Consider the following 20,413-nt stretch of genomic DNA (forward strand, 5'->3'; position numbering starts at 1 on the left):
CAAGTGGCAGCACAATTTTTTCACGCGCCTCAAACCATGGCGGCCTCAATCGCGTCCGCCTCTTTAATGATTTGTTGTGACAAAACAACCGGCCCGTCATCCGTGATCAGAACATCATCTTCAATTCGAATTCCCATGCCTCGATCAGCTATATAAAGACCGGGTTCACAGGTAATCACCATGCCCGGCTCCAATTTCAATGCACGGTTTTCACATAAATCATGTGTATCCAACCCCAACGAATGACCGATGCCATGATAATAATAATCATCAATCGTCGCATCTTTGGCAAACAATCCCGTTTCGCTGCCGTATTGCCAGAGCAGCTCCCGGGACACTCGCTGCACTTCTTTCATTTCTGCCCCGACATGATAATAGGTAATAATTTCTTTTTGTGCTTTGAGAACCGCGTTGTATAATTTTTTTTGATTCTTCGTGTAGCGGCCGTTTACCGGGAACGTGCGACTGATATCAGCACAGTAGCCGCGATAGCGCGCACCAAGATCAAATAAAACCATGGTATAATCTTTTAGAATATTTCGATTGGTCATATAATGCAAAATCGGACCATTTTCTCCGGATGCCGCGATGGTTTCAAACGAAACTTCCTCAGATCCGTGATCATAAACCGTATATTCGAAAAGGCCTTCCATCTGATATTCATATTGACCGGGCTGCATCTGTTTCAAAATCGCATGAATCCCTTCGTCGGTCACGTCAATCGCGCGGCGCAACATCGCCACTTCATAATCGTCCTTAATCAGACGCAATTCTGACAACATTGGCATCAAACTCATGAAGGAGCAACCTTCGATATCCAAGGTTTGATGTGCCGGCAAGGTGTCGTCCAGATAAAGTGTCTTTTCTTTGATTTCAGTCAGAAACCATTCATCAAAGTTTTCAAGATAATCAATTGCATCAATATCTGAAATTTGCTTAGCCTCTGCCGCAGTAAGATAACGGCCAAACCATTTTTCTTTGTCTGGATCTGACTTTCTGATGAAAAGATGACTGTGAATCGTTCCATCGCCTTTTGCCATTACGAAAATTCCCTCCGGCTCGGTTAATCCCGTAAAATAAAAATAATTATTGTTCACGTAAAAAGGATAATTTTCATCTAACGATTTAGTCACTTCCCTGCCGGCATAGACAATGGCTGCGGCTTTCTCCGGCAACATCCCCGCCAATTTTTTTCGACGTTGTTTATAATAATCTTTCGCTCTCAAGCATGTCTTTTCTTCCTCGATCGTCATGATATTTTCACACTTTCTTATATCGAATCAATTACTGACTTTAATTTTAATTGCTATAACACATATTTTTCAATCAGTTTTGCAGCACCATCTTCGTCGTTGCTCCATGAACCGACCACATCCGCTTCGGATTTTAAAATGGACGCGGCATTGCCTACCGCCATCCCGAGCCCTACACCGCGAATCATGGACAAATCATTTTCACTGTCACCAACCGCGGCCACTTCATCCATCGACAAGCCATAATGCCGGCATAAAAAATTTAGGGCTTGAAATTTATTCATTTCATTCGATGCGATTTCCATAATGGTGCGGCCGCCATGATAAACGCTCAGTCCTAAAACATGAATCTGCCTGACCTTCGTCATCTCCATCTCATTTTCGCAATAAAAAATAAAGCGCAATGGATTTTCAATCTCGGATAAATCATCAACCGGATAGACATAACGGCGCCGGACTGTTGTTTGTGCCGCATAAAGATGCTTCATTTCCGGATATTGGCGTTCATAATAAACATTCAATCCGTCCGCAATATAAGCTTTAAGCCGATATCTGTGAATTTGCGCCAACACGGCTTTTACCTGAGCCTTCGTCATCTTGCCCAAACGCCACAATAATTTCTCTTCGGTAAAAATTGTTCCGCCGCCATCACCAATTTGCGGCGAATGTTCCATTCCGAGATTCAAATTTTTTACAAAAATCAACTGCGATTCTAAAAAACGGCCGCTGGCGGTCACTACGCGAATGTCACGATTCATGCACTCTCGAAGCACTTCCCGAGTTCTTTCCGTAAAACGTTTATCCGTTGTCAAGAGTGTATCGTCCAGATCCAACGCCATTAACCGAATCTTTTTCTGGAACTTCATAATCTTCTATGACGCACTGACGGCCATCAAGCCAAAAGCACACAGCAATGTCACAATCACACCGGCGATCGCCGATCCTAAAACAACAGAAAGCATCCCTCGCTTAAAATCCATTTCAATAAGTGAGGCCGCAAGACAGCCCGTCCAAACACCGGTTCCCGGCAATGGAATGGCCACGAATATCATGAGTCCCCAAAATTTGTATTTGGTAATCTGCTGAGATTTATTAATTCCCCGCGTATGAATCCATTCTGCCAACCGTTTTAACACGCCTTTCTTTGTGCGCATCCAGGTGAGAACGGCGGGAATAAATTTTAAAATAAAAGGGGCCGGCAAAATGGAACCAAGCCATGCCAAAAGAAACACATTAAGATAAGGCATGTGCAGCATTAGCGTGCCCCAGGGAATCGCCCCCCGCAATTCTACGACGGGCACAAAGGCAATAACAAAAACCTCCAGCCAATTGGGCAAAAAAGAAAAAAATTGGATGATTGTGTGTGCCACTAAAAATCTCCTTTCGTAATGAATTGTCATTTTTTTTATGATAAAATAAATTTGTTTATCCATTGTACCGCAATTCATAAAAATTTCAATAAATACTGCTTAGAAAGGCTTGCGCATAAAATCAATGATGCAGAAAATTCTCAGTCCAATGCGAAGGGCCATCCAACAATTCGATATGATCTCGCCAGGCGATCGCATAGCCATTGGCATCTCCGGCGGTAAAGACAGCATGGCGCTGTTGGCTGCAATGGCTCGTTATCAAAAATTTTCACCTATTCCCTTTGAATTAGAAGCCATCACGCTGGATGCAGGACTGGAAGGGATGGATTTCTCTCCGATAGCTGATTATTGTCGGCGCATCAATGTGCCCTACACCATTAAAAAATCTGCCATCGCCAAGGTTGTCTTTGATATCCGGCAAGAGAAAAATCCTTGCGCACTCTGTGCGCGCATGCGGCGCGGCGCCTTGCATAATCTTTCCAAAGAACTGGGCTGCAATAAAATTGCCCTCGGACACCACTCGGATGACGTGGTCGAAACTTTTTTTCTCAGTCTGCTTTACGAAAGCCGCATCAACACCTTTATGCCGGTGACTTATCTTGACCGCAAGAAAATCACGCTGATCCGTCCGCTGGTTTTCGTCAAGGAAAAGGATATCATCTTTGATAAAACCTGTCGGCACCTGCCACTCATTCAAAGCACCTGCCCTGCCGACGGTCACACCAAACGCCAAACTGTTAAGAATATGCTTGAACAGCTCAAAAAAGAAATTCCAGATCTGAATCCGAGGATTATGAGTGCGATTCAAAATAAAAATCAAATGCGGCTATGGTTTTAAAACTCTAATCGGAGGGAACCGATGAATGAAAAAATTTTAGTGGTGGATGACGAAAAAGCCATCGTCGACCTTATTAAAATGGAACTGACCTTTGAAGGCTATCAGGTCATTACAGCTTTTGACGGCGAAGAGGCTGTCGCCAAATCCTTTGAATCCTATCCCGACTTGATTGTGCTTGATATTATGCTGCCGAAAAAAAACGGCTATGATGTTTGTAAAGAAATCCAACAGAAATTGGATACTCCCATCATCTTGCTCACGGCAAAAACCGATATTGTTGACAAAGTATTAGGCCTGGAACTCGGTGCCGATGATTACTTAACCAAACCTTTTGACAATCGTGAATTATTGGCGCGAATAAAAGCACATTTACGCCGAGCGAAAAAAATCACGAACGCCGATATGCAATCCGCCAAAATTATTAACGGTCCGCTTTGCATCATCCCGGATGAGCGAATTGTTAAACTTGATGACCATGAAATTCACCTGACGCCAAAGGAATTTGATCTGCTCCTGCTTTTGGCTTCGCATTTGGAACAGGTTTTTCCCCGAGATGAATTGCTCAAAGAAATTTGGGGATACGACTATTATGGCGACACACGAACGGTTGACATGCATATTCAGCGCATCCGCCGCAAGATTGATATCCATCCAAATAAATTAATTCAAACGGTTTTTGGTATCGGTTATAAAATGAGGAAAGTATAATGCGTCAGTCTTACCGCAACCGCATGGTCTTCTACAACCTTTTTGCTTATCTTTCCATCTTCTCCATTATCCTGATTGTGTTGATTCAAGGAATCCTTTTTATCGGACTTTCCCGCCGCATTGTCCGTGCTGAACAGATGCATCGAGACACCATTCTTTTTATTCGCCAGGAAAAGGGCTATGGCCACCTCGACGCTCAAGACCTTCGCGCTGCGTATCAACAAAATGCATCCGCCTGGGCCAAGTCGTTATCTCAGCTGGAAAATACCAATACTGACATCTTTCTTTGGAGCCGAAACCGAGAACTGTTGGGCACTGCTTCCCAGCACAATCAAGATTTTAATAACCGCATTCAACCAATATCCGCTAAGTTAAAAACCATTCGTCAAAGTTCCTTTTATTATCACAGCCGCGGGGATAAGCCTTATCTTTTATACATCTCGCCGTTAAAAGTGAATGGCCATTTCCTCGGCTATCTGGGAATTTATTTCTCGCTTAATGCGCTCAATGCGATGCTCATGCAGATTATTCAATTATATTTATTGGCTGCAAGTTTGAGCCTTTTTATCCTGCTGGCTATCATTTTTCGTCTTTCGAAATATCTTATAGTCCCTATTACCGATCTTACCCAAATCGCTCACAAAATGACCAAAGGTGAATATAACGTCCAAATCAGTTATGGCCGAAAAGATGAAATTGGCCAATTAGCACAGGTTTTCAATCAGATGGCGACCAACACAGCCCATGTAATCCGACAATTAGATATGGAACGCCAACGTTTAGCGTCCGTATTGGCGGCCTTTGATGACGGCGTCTTAGCCCTCGATCGCGATGGCACCATCATCACATCCAACGCTTATATCAAAAAATACTTTAATGTCGCCAACCCCAAGACCATTTATGACTTCCAATTTCAATCGTTTTTGCGCGATATTTTTGATCAACTGCGCAATGGTAAAAATCATATCTCAGAAGAGATCGACTGCGACGATCGATCACTTTTAATCATCGGCAGTCCTATCGGCGGCGCCGGCGTCGAGGAAAACTATTTGCTGATCATCCGAAACGCGACCGCAACCAAACAATTTCACGAAGATCAGCGAAAATTCATCAGTTCTGTTTCTCACGAACTGCGCACGCCGTTAACCACCATTATCGGCTACACCGATATGTTAACGCGGCGGCATATTGTCGACGGCCAAATTCTCGAAAATTCTTTGAATACCATCAATCATGAAGGCAATCGCTTGTTGCGTCTTGTGGATGATTTGCTCAATGCCAACCGGCTCGATCTTAGAGAATTTGACGTGCGTCGGACCAATCTCGACCTCCACAATTTACTCTCGGACGTCATTAATCAGATGCATATTAAAGCCGAGCCCCGCGGGATTGCCATCACCTATAAGTCAGATGATCACTTGCCGGAGATCCTCGGCGATTATGACCGCCTGGCCCAACTATTTATCAATATCCTACACAACGCCATTAAATATTCCAATGACGGCGATATTATTGACGTGGTTTCTACCGTTGATTCCAATTATTTGGTAACTTCCATTCGCGACTACGGTATCGGCATGTCCGATAATGAAGTTCAAAAAATTTTTGATGCTTTTTACCGCGTTGATGAAGATCGCTCCCGCAGCAACGGCGAAGGCGGCGCCGGTCTCGGCCTTTATCTGGTAAAACAGATCGCCGAAAAACATCATGGGCGTATTCAGATTGAGAGCAAATTGGGAGAAGGCACCAACGTGATGGTCTTGCTGCCCTACATCGGCGCTTATAAACAGGAGGAAAATCCCCATGCACCTCAATAATACAACGCCTCGATTCGGGCACATCAAGTTCATCCTGTGGACGGGGCTTATCTTTGCTGTCTTTTTTCTCTGTTCAGGATGCCGCGCAATTTTTATCCCGGTTGATCAAATTCACACCCTCTCAAGCCGCAAAGCTTGTCAGCCTGCGCCTGCAAATATTCGCGTCGCCAATTTTTCACAAATCGGTTACGGTCATATTCAAGCCATCAATCCCAAACAATCTGTTTTGCTGGTTACCAATGCCTCTGCCGTTCCGCCTGTCGCCTATACGGTGAACCTGCTCAATCCGCAAAATGGTTCCAATCAAAATTTTATCACCTCAGACAAACGAGCGACGGCAACGGTTTTTCAAGGTGATGGTAAAGGCGTGTATTACCTTAATACACAAAACACCGCTTCAAGCGGCTCCCGCCGTTACCAATTGGTGTGGTCTTCGCTTAACCGTGCCTTGACCAAAGTGCTCTCTCTTCCCGGCGAATCCGTGCAGCCGGCATTGTGTGCAACGGACAAAACGCATTTGCTTTACGCCGACCAATCCGGGCATCTGGTTGTCATTGATTCGCATCAAAATCGTCGGATATTCAACCTGTCCCGGTCATTAACCATTTCAAAAATATATTGCGATCCTCAAACGCATCGGCTGTTTTTTTTAGGACAAAAAAAGAATGACGATACGCCAACCTTATACACTACCCTTCTGGAAAATCACCCGCGCGCAAAAAAACAGCCGCTAAAATTGCAGATCATTGACCACAAGGTTACCGATTTTGATTGGATGAACCAAGACCATCGCCTTGTCTATCTGCGAACAATGGATCGTCAAAGACAAATCAAAACGTATTCGTCCAAAACATTACAAATCAAGAAAATAACGACCGGATATTTCTATCGGATAACGGCATTGAAGCGCAACGCGGTCATCGTGTCCCAAGGATATGGCTCCACGTTTTCTAATGCTGCGACCCTCCGATACATCGATCTTAATACAAAACAGCAAAAGCAACTTACCTCACCCCTTCGGTTATCGTCATCTGTTTTTAGTCAGCAAAAAAAGAAAAGCGGTACACTTTTCTTTTCCGTTGAGATCCCGGATAAAAGCAATCACGGAAATGAAGCCATCTATCGCATTGATCTAAAGTAAGCCAAAAAGCCTCAGTCACTGATCAATGACTGAGACTTTTTGTATTTTATCGGGCTTTAAAAATATCTGAAAATGAAATAAACAAATCTTTATAGATCCCAACTTTAATTCGCTGCGGCGTGTCGTAAATTTTAGGAACGAATCCATGCTTTCCAAAATCATAATCCAAGATCACTTTTTTCTCTGGATCGACAATCCAATATTCCCGAACGCCAACTTCGGCATAAATTCCTGTTTTCATTAGATAAGTCATTTCTTCCTCATCCGGCGAAACTACTTCAATAATCCAGTCAGGAAAAGAGCTCCCGTTAATCGTCACGGAAAGGGACGGCCGCAGTTGCGTTTTTTCCATGGCTTCGATTTTTAAAACACCGTTCATATCACTGATCGTATCCAAAGGGCGATGACTCAAACGGTATTGACCCAAAACGGATTGAAAGAACTTGACAATAGTTTTCGCATTTGTATCAACCGTGTTTTTAGCATATTCCACACCGTTGATCAATTCTCCCTGCACGGCTGGCGTTTGTTCATCCGATTCCACTTCGTCAGCGGCTAACGGCTTACCCATCTGGCGACTCAAAATTTCCGTTGTTTCCGGCGATTCTTTTTTTCCCATTTCCATTCGCGTAGATCTCCTTTTATCTTTTTCCGCTTTAAAGCGCATCTCCTTTGATCCTGCCAACTTCCGACTCCAATTCCTTTTTTAAAAGAATGAGCTGAATGAGATCCTCTTTTGCAGAAATAACTTGAAATTCCTGTTCATAGGCATCAGCTAAAGTCTCTTGCTTTAGCTTGCGCAAATTGAGGATATTATCCAGTATATCATTAACCGTCCCGGATTTCATTTTAAAAAGTTTTTGCGCTGATAAAATTTCATCCCGAATTACTGCCATTTCATTATCCAAGCGGTTAACCGTTCCTGCCGTATTGGTCAGGCGTTCCCGAATCACACGAGGCACGCGGCCTTTGTATTTATAATTCAGTGAATGCTCAATGACTGACCAAAAGTTCATTGCCAATGTCCGAATTTGAATTTCCACAAACACTTCCCGATACCCTAATGAACTGATCACCGGGTAACTGATGATCATGTGATAACTTTGATAACCGCTTTCTTTGGGATGACCTTGCCCACTTTGGAAAAAAGAATGATCTTCCCCCCGTAAATAATTTTTTATTTGAACGACTTTCAGATCCTTTCCGTCTCGATCAAAAAACATATTGGACACTTCATAAATATCCTCAATAAATTGGCAGATAATGCGAATACCCGCAATGTCTCGAATTTTATCCTCCACTTCGCCGATATCATAGTCGTATTTATTGATCTTTTCAAGAATGCTCGAAATCGACTTTACCCGGCCGGTCACCGTCTCAATGGGTGAATTTTCTCCGAGTTGCATGCTCTGCTGCCGTAAATGATTGATTTTCAGCAAGAGCTCATCAACCGCTTGTTGATAGGGAATTAGAAGCGTTTGCCAATTTTGTGTTTTCATTTTTGATCTCCCCCGTCATTTCATACAATCTGATAATTTTTCCCGGTCTATCTTCAAGAGGTCTCCTTGCTTTAAGCCAACCTCAGTCATCTCATCCACCAACCGATCCCGAATCTTCCACCAGCTTGTATTCCAATTTGTCAAGATCGAGTCCCGTTTTGGGGCCCGTCCGATAATTCGCTGCAGTGCGATTTTAGGATCTAAATAACCCAAAAATAATTTAGCTCGATGCAGATACGTTTCAAGGGATAACAGATGCACCTCTTTCGAGGCAATCATTTTTGCCAACTCGGTTCCCTTTTCGATATAAAGCGAATGGCATTTAACAAAATCATTTTTTACTACGGATAGGAGTTTTGCACCTTCAATAATATCCAGATCGTCATCCCAGGGCAAATCCAAAATCATATGTGTGCACAACTGCAGCCCGGCTGATTTTATACGAAGCGCAGCATCAATATAGTCAGCCAGCCCATGCCCGCGATTCAATTTTTGGAGCGAATGCGCATTGGCGCTCTGAAGTCCCAACTCAATAACAATATCGATATGATGCTGCTGTTTAAAATCCTTCAACCAATCAATTTGTTGATTCGTGACACAGTCCGGCCGCGTCGAAATAGCAATTCCCACCACATCATTTCCGAGACAAGCCGCGATATTTTTCTTGAATTGATCAAAAGGCAAATAGGTGTTCGAAAAATCTTGAAGAAAAGGAATAAATTTTCGAGCATGATACCGCTTGCCAATATAAGCTTTATTGATCTCAAGCTGTTCTGAAATATTGATTGATCCCCGCAGTGTCTCATTCCCGCCGCCAAACGCACCACAAAAAATGCAGCCTCCATATCCGATTTTACCATCACGATTGGGACACGTCCCCGCTGCATTAATTGGAATTTTATAAACTTTTTCTCCATAGTGTGCTTTAAGCCACTGGGAATAGGGGTAATAGGGCAACTCTGTCAATTGATCTGAAGAGTGGAATATCGCTATACTTTGATCTTTTAGATCCTTCTGTTTCATTTTAACAACACTGATGTTTAATCTAAAAACTGATAAACGCCGATTGTATACCATCATACAATCGGCGCCCTACCGACATATTATCTATTTGTAAAATTATAAAAACTTTTTAACACATTCCGGAATGTCTGTTTCTTCACAACTTAGGCTGAGTACGAATTTGATTTCCTGCTTTTTTTGAATCGTGTCTAAACGCTTTAACAAACCTTCTATATCCTGTGGACCATCGGCATCGAGAATTCTCAACACATTGTCGATATAAATGGTGTCAATGTCATAATTGCCACCAATCACGCCACAAATGAAGCCATAAAGTTCAGCTTCCCCTTTAATTGCGAATTCATCAGAATTAATGAAACGAATCTGCGTATCAACTGTCACTCTGTATTTATCGCGATCGTTAATAAAAAGAACTTGACCTTTCGCGTTTTCGATTTCGCCATTGGCCATATCAATCATTCTTTTTGTCTTACCGCTTCCTTTTGCTCCGTAAACAAATTCAATCATTAGTAGACACCTGCTTTCTAAGTTGTTAATTCAATTATAACGGTGAAAACGATAATATACAATCCTTTTTTTATCAATTTTAGTTATTTTTATATTCTCTGTATCTCACACTGCCGTCACTCATTTAATAAATAAGTTAATGTAAAAAGACTGTCCGTGATATTCACATTTTCGACCATCACGCCTTCAGGCACATCCAAATCCAACGGTACAAAGTTCATAATGGCTTTGACGCCAGCCTTGCAAATTCGATTGGCTGTCCCCTGACCGATTGTCCGCGGCACGCAAAGAATCGCAATGCTGATATTATTTCCGGCAAGGAATTCTTCCAATTGGTCCATGTGGAGAATCGGAATCCCGTCACGGGATTTGCCGACTTTTTGGGAATCAATATCAAACATGGCTTTAATGCGAATCCCTTGATTTTTAAACCCTTCATAGTGTGAAATGGCCCGGCCCAAATTCCCCGCGCCGATAATCACACAATTATACGGTCGGTCAATCCCTAAAATTTTCACAATAGCGTTCTTTAAATCTTCTACCTTATAGCCGTAGCCTTGTTGACCGTAAGCGCCAAACGAATTCAAATCCTGGCGAATCTGAGATGCCGTCAGACCCATCAAATCGGCAAGCTCTTTCGATGAAATCTTTTCAAAACCTCGCTCACTTAAATCATTTAAGTAACGATAATATTTAGGAAGCCTCTTTACCACGCTCATCGAGACTTTCTTTGCATAACTCTGCATTCTTACTCTCCTCTATTGTCATCTATGCATACTTGTTTTGATGTGATTATATCAATTTGTGAAAAAAGAAGCAATTCATTATTATGTCATAAAGATGGATCTTTTAGCAATCAAAGATGACAAATTGACGCGTTTTCTGTTATCATGAGGAACATCAAATATCAGAGGATCCAACATGTTACTATCAATTCAACATTTAAATTTTGGCTATGGCAGCCACACTATTTTTAAAGATTTATCGATCACTGTACAAGAAAAAGAAAAAATTGGTTTGATCGGAGACAACGGCAGCGGCAAGACCACTTTTTTTAATTTGCTCACCTGCTCTTTATTGCCGGACAACGGCACCATTCATCTCAAGCAAGATATCATTATCGGTTATCTTCGACAGGATCCGCAATTTAAACCCGGCCAGACGCTGCATTCTTTTTTTCTATCCCACTTTTCAACACTCTTGGAGATGGAACATCAAATGCAGGTTCTGCAGGACCGCATCGATCGCGCATCTATCGATGAACAGGCTGTCTTAGCGCAGGAGCTCAGTGAAATTCAAGAGGTCTATGCTAAAAAGGGCGGTTATGAATATCCCAGTCGCATCCGCGGCGTGACAATCGGGCTTGGCTTTAAACTAACGGATTTAAAAAAATCCATTGATACTTTCAGCGGTGGTCAAAAAACACGCATTGCCCTCGGCGCTCTGCTTCTGTCCGCTCCCGATTTGCTGATGCTCGACGAACCGACCAACTATCTCGATCTGCAAACCGTCGCATGGCTCGAAAACTATCTTAAATCGTACCCGAATGCGTTTATCATCATTTCCCATGACCGCTATTTTTTAAATCATGTTTGTTCGCGCGTCATCGAAATCGCCCACCATCAATTTTTGTCTTTTGAAGGCAATTACTCAGACTTTCTCGTTAAAAAACGCAAATATGATCAGGCGAGGCAGGCTGCTATTGCCCGCAACAACAAAGAAATGGCGCGTCAGCAAGCTATTATAGATCAATTGCGATCGCGTCATTCCGTCAAAAATATCAAGCGAGCCAAAAGCCGGGAAACAAAACTTGCTAAAATGACTTATTTTCAAGAAGTACAAGCCGATCACGAAGTCAAATTACGATTTGAGCCACCGGTACGTTCCGCTGACGATGTCCTCAAAGTTTCCCATTTGGTCAAAAATTTTGATCAGCAAACTGTCATTCAGGATCTGTCCTTCAAGGTCTTTCGCGGCGATAAAATCGGCATCATCGGTCCCAACGGTGTCGGCAAATCCACCCTCCTTAGGCTCTTAATGCGCCAATTTCCTGCCGACAGCGGACGGTTGCTCTTCGGGCAAAAGGTTCAAACCGGTTATTACAGTCAAGAAGCCACAGACTCCGATGCTTACGGTGCCATCACGCTCATTGATGCGCTTCGTTCCGTTGACTGCCACCTGTCCGACGGCGAAATTCGCCGGATCCTCGCTCGCTTTTTGTTTACCGGCGACAGTGTCTTTAAAGCGACCACCGATTTATCCGGCGGCGAGATGGCTCGCCTGCGCCTTGCTATGTTAATGATTTCCGATGCCAATTTTCTTTTATTGGACGAACCAACCAACCATATCGACATGGCCACCAAAGAAATCCTTGAAGATGCCCTTGCCGATTACGAAGGCACACTTTTGGCCGTCTCTCACGACCGATACTTTCTCAATAAAGTAGCCACTAAAATTTTGGCACTTTCTCCTGCGGGTGCCACGCTATTTGAAGGGAATTACGATGATTATTACCAGCATCTGTCTCAAATGTCGGCCGTCCAACAAAAGGAATCTTTCAGCGTATCCAAAAAAACCAAAACAGCTGAGCGCAAGAATGCCAAAGCTGCAAGGGCGCTTGAACAAGACCGAAGACGAAAAAAGAATCTATTAAAAACGCTTGAAAAAAAGATTGAGGCCTGTGATGACAAAATTGCCGATCTTGAGTCATTAATGTGTCAGCCCGATTTTTATAATGACATCGAACAAGTCTCCCAAATTACCCATGATTACGACGTTTTAAAAAAAGAATCCAATCAATTACTAAATCAATGGGAAGATCTTGCCTTGGATTTAGAAGATGCATAAACTGATTTCACGATTGTCGCGGGGAAGATTTCTTGATATAATTAAATAAAAAGAAAGAGAAAAATCATGCTGAATTTAAATAATGATGAAAAAAAAGTTTTGAACACTCTTTTTAAAGATGTACGTCACACGACCCGCAATGAAATGATTTATGTTCTGTATGCGGCCAAGCCGGAACCGACCACCCCGGATGCTGAATACATCAACTTGATCATCAATCCACTGATCCAAAAAATTTATGATGCCGATCCAAAAGAGATGACTGAAACTTTTGACGCAATCCCTTTCGATATTGATTAACCATTTTATTCCAATTAAAAACCGCTGTTGGCATTTCAACAGCGGTTTTTGACTGCATTATTTCTCTATTTATAACAACCCAAAAAACTTCTCGCCGCCCTTGCGTTTAAAGCGAACGAATCTTTTTAATCGCCTTGTCTAAAAAAGCAACATCTTCAATCGCTTCAACGTCGCCGGCATCCATTAACCGCGCCACTTCAGGATTGATCGGCAGTTCGCCTAAAATATCCAACGCCTTTTCTTCCGCAACGGATGCCAAATCGCTGGATCCAAAAACATTAATCTTTTCGCTGCAATGCGGGCATCTCAGATAACTGTAATTTTCTACCACTCCCAAAACAGAAACGCCCATCATCTTGGCCATATTCATCGCTTTTTCAACAATCATCGCAACCAGATCCTGAGGTGAGGTGACAATGATAATGCCGTCAATGGGCAGCGACTGAAAAATTGTCAGCGGCACATCTCCGGTTCCCGGGGGCATATCGATCAGCAGCACGTCTTCATTCGTCCATACGACATCTGTCCAAAATTGTTTGACCGCACCGGCGATCACCGGTCCGCGCCAAATAACCGGATCCGTATCATTTTCAAGCAAAAGATTCATTGACATCAAATCAATTCCTGTTTTGGATGTTACCGGATAGAAATAATTCTCCGTCCCCCTTGCTTTTTCTGTGATGCCAAAGGCCTTGGGAATAGAAGGACCGGTGATATCGGCATCCATAATGCCCACTTTTAACCCGGCGCGCTGCAGGGCCACCGCCAATTGGGATGTGACTGTCGTTTTCCCAACGCCCCCCTTGCCGCTGACAACGCCAATAACCTTTTTAACAGAGCTCAGTGGATTGGCTTCTGCTTTGAAATTCGGTTCCGGCCGTTTGGGTATTTTTTTTCTGTTTCGCTCATTTTTACCTCTTCCATTTAGTTTTGTTGCTATTACTATAACACAAAGCGGCCCCATTTTCACGATGGACTTAATTTCGGCGAATAACCATACTCAATTAAAAAGACTTTTTCTTGATGCGTCAGTCTTTTCTTAATGAGGGCCTCGCGGCTCATCGCTTTTTGCTTATCGGCATACGATTCTGAGTATACCAATTGCACCGGCCGTCGCACGCGTGTGTATTTCGCCCCTCTGCCGGCATTATGGGTTTTAATGCGTTTGGTTAAATCGCTCGTGTATCCGGTATAAAAAGACCCATCTGCACATTGAAGCATATAAACATAATATTTTCCCATAGTCATCACAAATTTAATTTCATGGTCGGATGTCCTTCTGCTGACAGGAACAACATAAAACAAGCAGTCGGTTAAGACTGCCTGTTTCCGCCATCTATGCCATCATTTCTTTCACTTTCATCAGGCGCGTGGTCGTGCTGCGTTCATTTTCTTCCAAACGCATCACAATGTATTTAATGGATGCCTGCATTTCCGGAATCATCACGTGTTCCAACGCGTTCACCCGTCGCCGCGTTTTTTCGATTTCATCGGTTAACATATTGCAGGTCTTTTCGACTTCTGCCAGTTCGATCAGCAAGGGCATCAATTCCGCCACGTCCAAAACAGCTTGATCTAATTCACCGGATGAAAATGCAAAACTGTATGGTAAATCTGCCGTGTCCGTTTTGCCTTCATAGCGCAGAGTGGGCACGTCCACATTCATGATATTTTGTTTGCCCACCGCAACCGAGGCCTCCCTTGCCGGACAAAGCAATGCTTCCGTAACCGCGTCAGCCCCCATTCTGGCCTCTGCAATGGAAAATCGTTTCATGGCATGGGCCAGTTTTTCATCGATTTCTTCCCGCAATTCTTTATTCTTTTTAATATAGGCCATAAAGCGTCGGACCATTTCGTCACGTTTGTCTTTTAAAAGCTTATGACCTCTTGTCGCCGTGGCCAAACGCGTTTTTAAACGGGTTAATTCCATCCGCGTCGGATTAATTTGAGCAGCCATGATTATGCCTCCTCGTTATTTTCCCGGGGAGATGGTAAATATTTTTCGATATAAGTTTCCTTGACGCGTTTAAGTTCGGATTTCGGCAAAATAGAAAGCAGTTCCCATCCGATGCGCAGCGTCTCTTCGATGGAGCGATTGGTTTGAAAGCCCTGGTTGATATAGCGTTCCTCGAAAGCTTCCGCAAACTGCGCATAAATTTTATCGATATCCGACAGCGCTGCATCCCCGAGGATCACGGCCAATTCCTTGGCGTCCTTCCCGCGGGCATAAGCCGAGAAGAGCTGGTTCATGGTGTCCGCATGATCTTCGCGGGTTTTGCCGTCACCGATGCCTTTGTCCTTCAGACGGCTCAGCGATGGCAGCACATCAATCGGCGGCCGAATCCCACGCATGTTTAAATCCCGGGATAGAATGATCTGCCCTTCCGTGATATATCCTGTCAAATCCGGAATCGGATGGGTGATGTCATCTTCCGGCATCGACAGAATCGGGATCTGAGTGATCGATCCTTTTTTCCCGCGAATGCGGCCGGCACGTTCGTAAAGGGAAGCCAAGTCTGTATAAAGATAGCCCGGGTAACCGCGGCGGCCCGGCACTTCTTTGCGCGCCGCCGAGACTTCACGCAACGATTCCGCATAATTGGTGATATCTGTCAAAATCACCAGCACGTGCATGCCCAATTCATAGGCAAGATATTCCGCGCAAGTGATCGCCATCCGCGGCGTCGCAATCCGTTCAACCGCCGGATCGTTCGCGTAGTTCATAAAGAGCACAGCCCGCTCAATGGCACCCGTCTTTCGAAAATCCTTAATAAAATAATCGGCCTCTTCAAAGGTAATCCCAATAGCCGCAAACACAACGGCAAAGTCTTCACTGTTGTCCAATACCTTCGCCTGTCTGGCAATCTGCGCCGCCAGCTGCGCATGGGGCAACCCGGAACCGGAGAATACCGGCAGCTTTTGACCTCGAACCAAAGTGTTCAAACCGTCAATCGCTGAAATTCCCGTTTGAATAAATTCAGCCGGATAGTCTCTGGCTACCGGATTCATCGGCGCACCGTTAATATCGAGCCGTTTTTCAGCAATAATATCCGGTCCGTCATCTTTCGGCCGGCCCATGCCATCGAAAACGCGCCCCAGCATATCCCGACTGACGCCTAATTCAATACCGTGTCCCTGAAATGTCGCTTTGGCGTCAAAAATTTTTAGCCCTTGTGAGGTTTCAAACAATTGAACCAGCGCCGCATCACCATCGATTTCCAAAACGCGGCCAATGCGTTTCTCACCGTTGGCCTGCTTGATCTCAACCAACTCATCGTACTTGACATTTTCGACGCGATCAACCAACATCAACGGCCCGACGACTTCTCGAATGGTTTTGTATTCCTTATTCATTTGATCCCCGCCCTTCCGTCAATGCTTCGAAGTCATTGCCAATTTCCGTTTTGATTGCATCGTAGCGCGCCGCTTTTTCATCTTCCGGCACGTACTTCATCCGCGCAATGCGTTCGCGTACGGGCATCTCGGCAATATCCTGAAATCTCACATCCGTTTTTAATGCCGACTGTCCCAGATGATACCAATGTAAAATCATTTTTAAAATCGCGTATTGCTTGTCGAGCGACGAATAGGTATCCACATCATCAAACGCCGATTGATGCAAATAATCCTCGCGGATTGACTGGGCACATTCCAATGTCAGGCGATCGTCAAAGCTCAAAGCGTCCACTCCGACCAGACGAACAATTTCGTCCAATTCGGATTCTTTTTGCAAAATATTCATGGTTTCCTGAACCATGGCCGACCAGTCCGATGCCACTTCTTTGTCAAAGTAAGCGTTCATCTGATCGCTGTAAAGCGAGTAACTCTGCAGCCAATCAATCGCCGGGAAGTGACGCTTGTGCGCCAAATCGGCACTCAATCCCCAGAAGACCTTCACAATGCGAAGGGTCGCTTGGGAAACCGGCTCGGAAATATCACCACCGGGCGGCGACACCGCGCCAATGGCCGAGATAGCCCCATAGCGTTCATCACTGCCCAAACATTTAACGTAACCGGCTCTTTCATAAAACTCTGACAGGCGCGACGACAGATAGGCTGGATACCCCTCTTCACCGGGCATTTCTTCCAAACGGCCCGACATTTCGCGCAGGGCTTCTGCCCACCGAGAGGTCGAGTCGGCCATAATCGCCACTTTATATCCCATATCTCTAAAGTATTCCGCAATGGTAATGCCCGTGTAAATTGAAGCTTCCCGGGCCGCCACCGGCATATCCGATGTATTGGCGATCAGCACCGTGCGTTTCATCAGAGACAAACCTGTCCGCGGATCCTTCAGCTCCGGAAACTCCATCAGCACATCTGTCATTTCATTGCCGCGTTCTCCGCAGCCAATATAAATAATGATGTCCGCGTCCGCCCATTTGGCCAATTGATGCTGAATCACCGTTTTCCCCGATCCAAATGGTCCCGGGATGGCCGCCACTCCGCCTTTTGCAATGGGAAATAACGTGTCAACAACCCGCTGCCCGGTTACCATCGGTTCATCCGGTGCCAATTTGTTTTGATACGGTCGGCCTCTTCGGACCGGCCAGGTTCGCAACATTGCCACATTGCGAATGCCGCCATCCACTGTTTTAATTTTAGCAACTGGCTCTGTAATCGTTGCCTCGCCATTCAAAACCCAACTCACCGTGCCGGACAAATCTGTCGGCATCATAATTTTATGCAAAACGGCCGGGGTTTCCTGAACGGTTCCGATCACATCTCCCGGTTGCAGAATATCTCCGACATTCGCTGCAGGTTTGAATGTCCATTTTTTTTCTCGGTCCAATTTGGGAACGTCGATCCCCCTGGTGATTCGATCTCCCGCCTGTCGATAAATTGTTGTCAGCGGGCGCTGAATCCCGTCGAAGATCCCTTCGATCAAACCCGGCGCCAGCTCAACAGACATGGCTTCGCCCATCATATAAACGGGTTCACCCGGGCCCAGTCCCGCTGTCTCTTCATAGGCTTGAATCGATGCGCGGTCTCCGCGCAATTCGATAACCTCACCGATGATCCTTTTCTCACTCACTCGGACAACATCATACATCTGCACGTCGGCCATCCCATCTGCGACGATCAGCGGGCCGGCGACTTTAACAATGCTGCCGGTTTTATTTTGATTCGGTTGACTCACCTTATCGTATCTCCTTCCTACAGAATATCGGCACCGATGGCTTTTTCCACATTCTGCTGAATGCCCTGCATGCCCAATCCTTCCGATCCCAATCGACTTGGAATGGGAATAATAGCCGGAAAGGGCATCGTTTTATAGCTATCGATTGTTTCCTGTGCCAATAGTGCAGCTTGCTCTGTAATGTAAATGGCTGCGTAATGTTCCTTTGCCAGATCCCGGATTGCTTTTTGTATCGTATCTTGATCTTGCGCATAGACGGTTGTAAATCCCAATGCTTTAAAGATCATAATGGATTCTTGGTCACCTATAACGGCAATTTTAGCGTTATTTTTCTTTGCTTCCAATCCTATCACCCCGCAATTCCAAGACTAACCAATGAGGAAAGTATCCCTGCACGTTTTTGTGCAAACAGCACCCTCAAGGCCTTCGCCTCATTTTCTCGGCGCAACAGATAATAAACAATCGGACCGATGCCGAAGGAATCATTCCGCGATTCTTTAATCACAGAAAACGTTAATCGATCCATCGCCTGTTCTAATTGCCCGATGTCGGCATTCTGCGCATATTGATCAAACATCTTTCGCAATGCGTCCCGATGATCGCCTCTTGCCAGCACTTTCGACAATTGATCATCCGGCAGGCCAACGGCAGCCAGCAGATTTTCCCGGTCCAAAGAACCTGATTCAATCATCATTTTCTGCACTTTTCTCGCGTCCCACTTAAGGGCATTCCCCCGCACAATTGCGAGCATATTGCCGCAGTCAATCTTAAGGGAAAAATAATCTCTGACCAGCGCATAGTTTTTCTTCCGCGACGAAAGAATGTCATGAATGTACGCAAAGATGGCTCGGTCCACACCGGCGCTGATCATCATTGGATCTTCTTCATCTATTAGAGCCGCTATCATCTCTTCAATGGGGCTTGGCAAATCACCGCCGCCATTCGTTTCAAACGCTTTGAGCAACTGTTCAATGGGAATAGATCCTCCGGAATGAAGCAGATTTTTGGTATCCATCCTTTGATGCAAACCCTTTAATAAAATCTTTAAATTGTAGGCATCTTCCGGCAGCAAAAATAATTTGATAATCTCAGGCTCCGGAGCAATCTCTTTTGCCACTTGGTAAGCATCCATTAATTCAGCATCTACCAAGGCCTCAATTTGCATTTTCTCTTTTGCATTTGTGCCATAGCCACTTTCGATTAAAATGCGCAACGCATCTTTTTCATTTGCTTCAATCAGGCGGTTCCACATTTTCTCGTCGAGCAAATGTGCCGACAGCCCTGTGATTCGTCCGACCGCAAAGGGATAACTATTTGAAGCCATGTCTACGCCTCATGTTGGTCGTCAAACAGAATTGCCGCTACCTGGCGTTCATATTTTTCTCTCACGGCGTCAAGTAGAACATCGAAATCGCCATTGATATCCGAATCTTCACCGACCAACATCACGCCAGCCTCAAAATCCGCCGGCTGGTCATCCAGCGTCAATTGACCGGACAAACCATTGGCTTGCAATCCACGATTGAGCGAATCCAAAAATCCATTTTCATATTTTTCACGATCCCGCGCCGGAACACGCAATTTGCCATCGCCCGTCACCACTGATTCAGCAACCATAGAAGCGATTAAAACAGACCATTTTTCATCATCTAAATGACGAAGTTGTTCTCTGGCTCCATCAAAGGCTTCATCGATCACCTTTCGCTTGGCTGCCAAAGTATTTTTTCGTGTTTCAAGATGACTCATCAATTCACCGCGATCATGAATCTCAGCAATCGCCGCTTTATTTTTTTCAAGAAGTGTTTCGCGATCCTTCTCAATTTGACGTGTCATTTCTTCTTTAATTGCTTGTACACGGCGATCGCCTTCTGCCATAATGGATTCGGCCTCTGCTTCGGCTCCTTTCAATATTTTTTCGATAATGATATTTTCAGCCATAAGCGCTACCCTCTCAATATTAAGTGCTGTAT

22 protein-coding genes are annotated in these 20,413 nt (G+C 44.6%); 6 read left to right on the top strand and 16 right to left on the bottom strand.

The genetic code is table 11. The features are described 5' to 3' along the window. Window positions 1-29 precede the first annotated feature (29 nt). The 3 genes from HMPREF0721_RS03700 to HMPREF0721_RS03710 form a co-directional block, all read right to left on the bottom strand. Window positions 30-1,226: an aminopeptidase P N-terminal domain-containing protein gene (locus HMPREF0721_RS03700; RefSeq protein WP_040640240.1), complete on the bottom strand. Its 1,197-nt coding sequence runs from the start codon at window positions 1,224-1,226 to the stop codon at window positions 30-32. Between the two features lie 80 nt (window positions 1,227-1,306). Further along, complete coding sequence (locus HMPREF0721_RS03705) at window positions 1,307-2,119, bottom strand: HAD-IIB family hydrolase (RefSeq protein ID WP_006598220.1); 813 nt, start codon at window positions 2,117-2,119, stop codon at window positions 1,307-1,309. A gap of 6 nt (window positions 2,120-2,125) precedes the next feature. Next, complete coding sequence (locus tag HMPREF0721_RS03710) at window positions 2,126-2,623, bottom strand: COG2426 family protein (protein ID WP_040640241.1); 498 nt, start codon at window positions 2,621-2,623, stop codon at window positions 2,126-2,128. 127 nt (window positions 2,624-2,750) lie between these two features. On the opposite strand from HMPREF0721_RS03710, the gene HMPREF0721_RS03715 reads away from it, so the two are divergent. Genes HMPREF0721_RS03715 through HMPREF0721_RS03730 form a run of 4 tightly spaced genes read left to right on the top strand, consistent with a single transcriptional unit; the run spans window position 2,751 to window position 7,127 of the window. Beyond that, entirely contained in the window at window positions 2,751-3,461 is a 711-nt protein-coding gene (locus HMPREF0721_RS03715) for a tRNA 2-thiocytidine biosynthesis TtcA family protein (RefSeq protein WP_040640242.1), read from the top strand. A 21-nt stretch (window positions 3,462-3,482) separates the two neighbouring features. Continuing rightward, entirely contained in the window at window positions 3,483-4,169 is a 687-nt protein-coding gene (locus HMPREF0721_RS03720) for a response regulator transcription factor (RefSeq protein ID WP_006598223.1), read from the top strand. Beyond that, window positions 4,169-5,986, top strand: a complete 1,818-nt coding sequence (locus HMPREF0721_RS03725) for a HAMP domain-containing sensor histidine kinase (RefSeq protein ID WP_006598224.1) — start codon at window positions 4,169-4,171, stop codon at window positions 5,984-5,986. Before HMPREF0721_RS03720 ends, HMPREF0721_RS03725 begins: the two co-directional genes overlap by 1 nt. Continuing rightward, a complete protein-coding gene (locus HMPREF0721_RS03730) occupies window positions 5,973-7,127 on the top strand; it encodes a hypothetical protein (RefSeq protein ID WP_006598225.1) in 1,155 nt (384 codons plus the stop codon). Before HMPREF0721_RS03725 ends, HMPREF0721_RS03730 begins: the two co-directional genes overlap by 14 nt. Window positions 7,128-7,173: 46 nt before the next feature. Here HMPREF0721_RS03730 and HMPREF0721_RS03735 read toward each other — a convergent pair whose 3' ends face one another. The 5 genes from HMPREF0721_RS03735 to HMPREF0721_RS03755 form a co-directional block, all read right to left on the bottom strand. Beyond that, window positions 7,174-7,752, bottom strand: a complete 579-nt coding sequence (locus tag HMPREF0721_RS03735) for a Uma2 family endonuclease (protein WP_006598226.1) — start codon at window positions 7,750-7,752, stop codon at window positions 7,174-7,176. Between the two features lie 31 nt (window positions 7,753-7,783). Then, the gene (locus HMPREF0721_RS03740; protein WP_006598227.1) at window positions 7,784-8,626 is read right to left on the bottom strand and encodes a GTP pyrophosphokinase; all 843 of its coding nucleotides are present in this window, start codon (window positions 8,624-8,626) and stop codon (window positions 7,784-7,786) included. A gap of 15 nt (window positions 8,627-8,641) precedes the next feature. Next, on the bottom strand, window positions 8,642-9,706 hold the full coding sequence (gene mnmL, locus HMPREF0721_RS03745) for a tRNA modification radical SAM protein MnmL/YtqA (protein WP_242821850.1): 1,065 nt from the start codon (window positions 9,704-9,706) through the stop codon (window positions 8,642-8,644). A 39-nt stretch (window positions 9,707-9,745) separates the two neighbouring features. Next, window positions 9,746-10,156, bottom strand: a complete 411-nt coding sequence (locus HMPREF0721_RS03750) for a hypothetical protein (protein ID WP_006598229.1) — start codon at window positions 10,154-10,156, stop codon at window positions 9,746-9,748. A 116-nt stretch (window positions 10,157-10,272) separates the two neighbouring features. Beyond that, complete coding sequence (locus tag HMPREF0721_RS03755; RefSeq protein ID WP_006598230.1) at window positions 10,273-10,902, bottom strand: redox-sensing transcriptional repressor Rex; 630 nt, start codon at window positions 10,900-10,902, stop codon at window positions 10,273-10,275. 175 nt (window positions 10,903-11,077) lie between these two features. On the opposite strand from HMPREF0721_RS03755, the gene abc-f reads away from it, so the two are divergent. Further along, complete coding sequence (gene abc-f / locus HMPREF0721_RS03760; protein ID WP_006598231.1) at window positions 11,078-13,003, top strand: ribosomal protection-like ABC-F family protein; 1,926 nt, start codon at window positions 11,078-11,080, stop codon at window positions 13,001-13,003. Between the two features lie 66 nt (window positions 13,004-13,069). Then, window positions 13,070-13,303 (top strand): hypothetical protein, encoded by a 234-nt coding sequence (locus tag HMPREF0721_RS03765; protein WP_006598232.1) that lies wholly within the window; start codon window positions 13,070-13,072, stop codon window positions 13,301-13,303. A gap of 106 nt (window positions 13,304-13,409) precedes the next feature. On the opposite strand, the gene HMPREF0721_RS03770 is transcribed toward HMPREF0721_RS03765, so the two are convergent. From HMPREF0721_RS03770 to HMPREF0721_RS03805, 8 genes are all read right to left on the bottom strand, one after another. Further along, the gene (locus HMPREF0721_RS03770; RefSeq protein WP_006598233.1) at window positions 13,410-14,273 is read right to left on the bottom strand and encodes an Mrp/NBP35 family ATP-binding protein; all 864 of its coding nucleotides are present in this window, start codon (window positions 14,271-14,273) and stop codon (window positions 13,410-13,412) included. Next, window positions 14,270-14,551 carry a GIY-YIG nuclease family protein gene (locus HMPREF0721_RS03775; protein ID WP_006598234.1) on the bottom strand — a complete coding sequence of 94 codons (282 nt, stop codon included), beginning with the start codon at window positions 14,549-14,551 and terminating at the stop codon, window positions 14,270-14,272. Before HMPREF0721_RS03775 ends, HMPREF0721_RS03770 begins: the two co-directional genes overlap by 4 nt. An 88-nt stretch (window positions 14,552-14,639) precedes the next feature. Further along, entirely contained in the window at window positions 14,640-15,260 is a 621-nt protein-coding gene (locus HMPREF0721_RS03780; protein WP_006598235.1) for a V-type ATP synthase subunit D, read from the bottom strand. 2 nt (window positions 15,261-15,262) lie between these two features. Then, complete coding sequence (locus HMPREF0721_RS03785; protein WP_006598236.1) at window positions 15,263-16,657, bottom strand: V-type ATP synthase subunit B; 1,395 nt, start codon at window positions 16,655-16,657, stop codon at window positions 15,263-15,265. Next, window positions 16,650-18,443, bottom strand: coding sequence for a V-type ATP synthase subunit A (locus HMPREF0721_RS03790; protein ID WP_006598237.1), 1,794 nt, complete (start codon window positions 18,441-18,443; stop codon window positions 16,650-16,652). The genes HMPREF0721_RS03785 and HMPREF0721_RS03790 overlap by 8 nt, the downstream gene beginning before the upstream one ends. A 17-nt stretch (window positions 18,444-18,460) precedes the next feature. Beyond that, a complete protein-coding gene (locus HMPREF0721_RS03795; RefSeq protein ID WP_006598238.1) occupies window positions 18,461-18,796 on the bottom strand; it encodes a V-type ATP synthase subunit F in 336 nt (111 codons plus the stop codon). Next, window positions 18,793-19,767, bottom strand: coding sequence for a V-type ATPase subunit (locus HMPREF0721_RS03800; protein WP_006598239.1), 975 nt, complete (start codon window positions 19,765-19,767; stop codon window positions 18,793-18,795). The genes HMPREF0721_RS03795 and HMPREF0721_RS03800 overlap by 4 nt, the downstream gene beginning before the upstream one ends. Before the next feature lie 2 nt (window positions 19,768-19,769). Beyond that, complete coding sequence (locus HMPREF0721_RS03805; protein WP_006598240.1) at window positions 19,770-20,381, bottom strand: V-type ATP synthase subunit E; 612 nt, start codon at window positions 20,379-20,381, stop codon at window positions 19,770-19,772. Window positions 20,382-20,413: the final 32 nt, after the last annotated feature.

Source organism: Pseudoramibacter alactolyticus ATCC 23263, assembly GCF_000185505.1.
Classification (GTDB): domain Bacteria; phylum Bacillota; class Clostridia; order Eubacteriales; family Eubacteriaceae; genus Pseudoramibacter; species Pseudoramibacter alactolyticus.

Coding starts and splice junctions, on each gene's coding strand:
- HMPREF0721_RS03775 (WP_006598234.1), bottom strand. CDS start 14,551: ATGACTATGGGAAAATATTATGTTTATATGCTTCAATGTGCAGATGGG.
- HMPREF0721_RS03755 (WP_006598230.1), bottom strand. CDS start 10,902: ATGCAGAGTTATGCAAAGAAAGTCTCGATGAGCGTGGTAAAGAGGCTT.
- HMPREF0721_RS03705 (WP_006598220.1), bottom strand. CDS start 2,119: ATGAAGTTCCAGAAAAAGATTCGGTTAATGGCGTTGGATCTGGACGAT.
- HMPREF0721_RS03780 (WP_006598235.1), bottom strand. CDS start 15,260: ATGGCTGCTCAAATTAATCCGACGCGGATGGAATTAACCCGTTTAAAA.
- HMPREF0721_RS03720 (WP_006598223.1), top strand. CDS start 3,483: ATGAATGAAAAAATTTTAGTGGTGGATGACGAAAAAGCCATCGTCGAC.
- HMPREF0721_RS03800 (WP_006598239.1), bottom strand. CDS start 19,767: ATGGCTTCAAATAGTTATCCCTTTGCGGTCGGACGAATCACAGGGCTG.
- HMPREF0721_RS03740 (WP_006598227.1), bottom strand. CDS start 8,626: ATGAAAACACAAAATTGGCAAACGCTTCTAATTCCCTATCAACAAGCG.
- abc-f (WP_006598231.1), top strand. CDS start 11,078: ATGTTACTATCAATTCAACATTTAAATTTTGGCTATGGCAGCCACACT.
- HMPREF0721_RS03715 (WP_040640242.1), top strand. CDS start 2,751: ATGCAGAAAATTCTCAGTCCAATGCGAAGGGCCATCCAACAATTCGAT.
- HMPREF0721_RS03805 (WP_006598240.1), bottom strand. CDS start 20,381: ATGGCTGAAAATATCATTATCGAAAAAATATTGAAAGGAGCCGAAGCA.
- HMPREF0721_RS03735 (WP_006598226.1), bottom strand. CDS start 7,752: ATGGAAATGGGAAAAAAAGAATCGCCGGAAACAACGGAAATTTTGAGT.
- HMPREF0721_RS03750 (WP_006598229.1), bottom strand. CDS start 10,156: ATGATTGAATTTGTTTACGGAGCAAAAGGAAGCGGTAAGACAAAAAGA.
- HMPREF0721_RS03785 (WP_006598236.1), bottom strand. CDS start 16,657: ATGAATAAGGAATACAAAACCATTCGAGAAGTCGTCGGGCCGTTGATG.
- mnmL (WP_242821850.1), bottom strand. CDS start 9,706: ATGATGGTATACAATCGGCGTTTATCAGTTTTTAGATTAAACATCAGT.
- HMPREF0721_RS03725 (WP_006598224.1), top strand. CDS start 4,169: ATGCGTCAGTCTTACCGCAACCGCATGGTCTTCTACAACCTTTTTGCT.
- HMPREF0721_RS03730 (WP_006598225.1), top strand. CDS start 5,973: ATGCACCTCAATAATACAACGCCTCGATTCGGGCACATCAAGTTCATC.
- HMPREF0721_RS03765 (WP_006598232.1), top strand. CDS start 13,070: ATGCTGAATTTAAATAATGATGAAAAAAAAGTTTTGAACACTCTTTTT.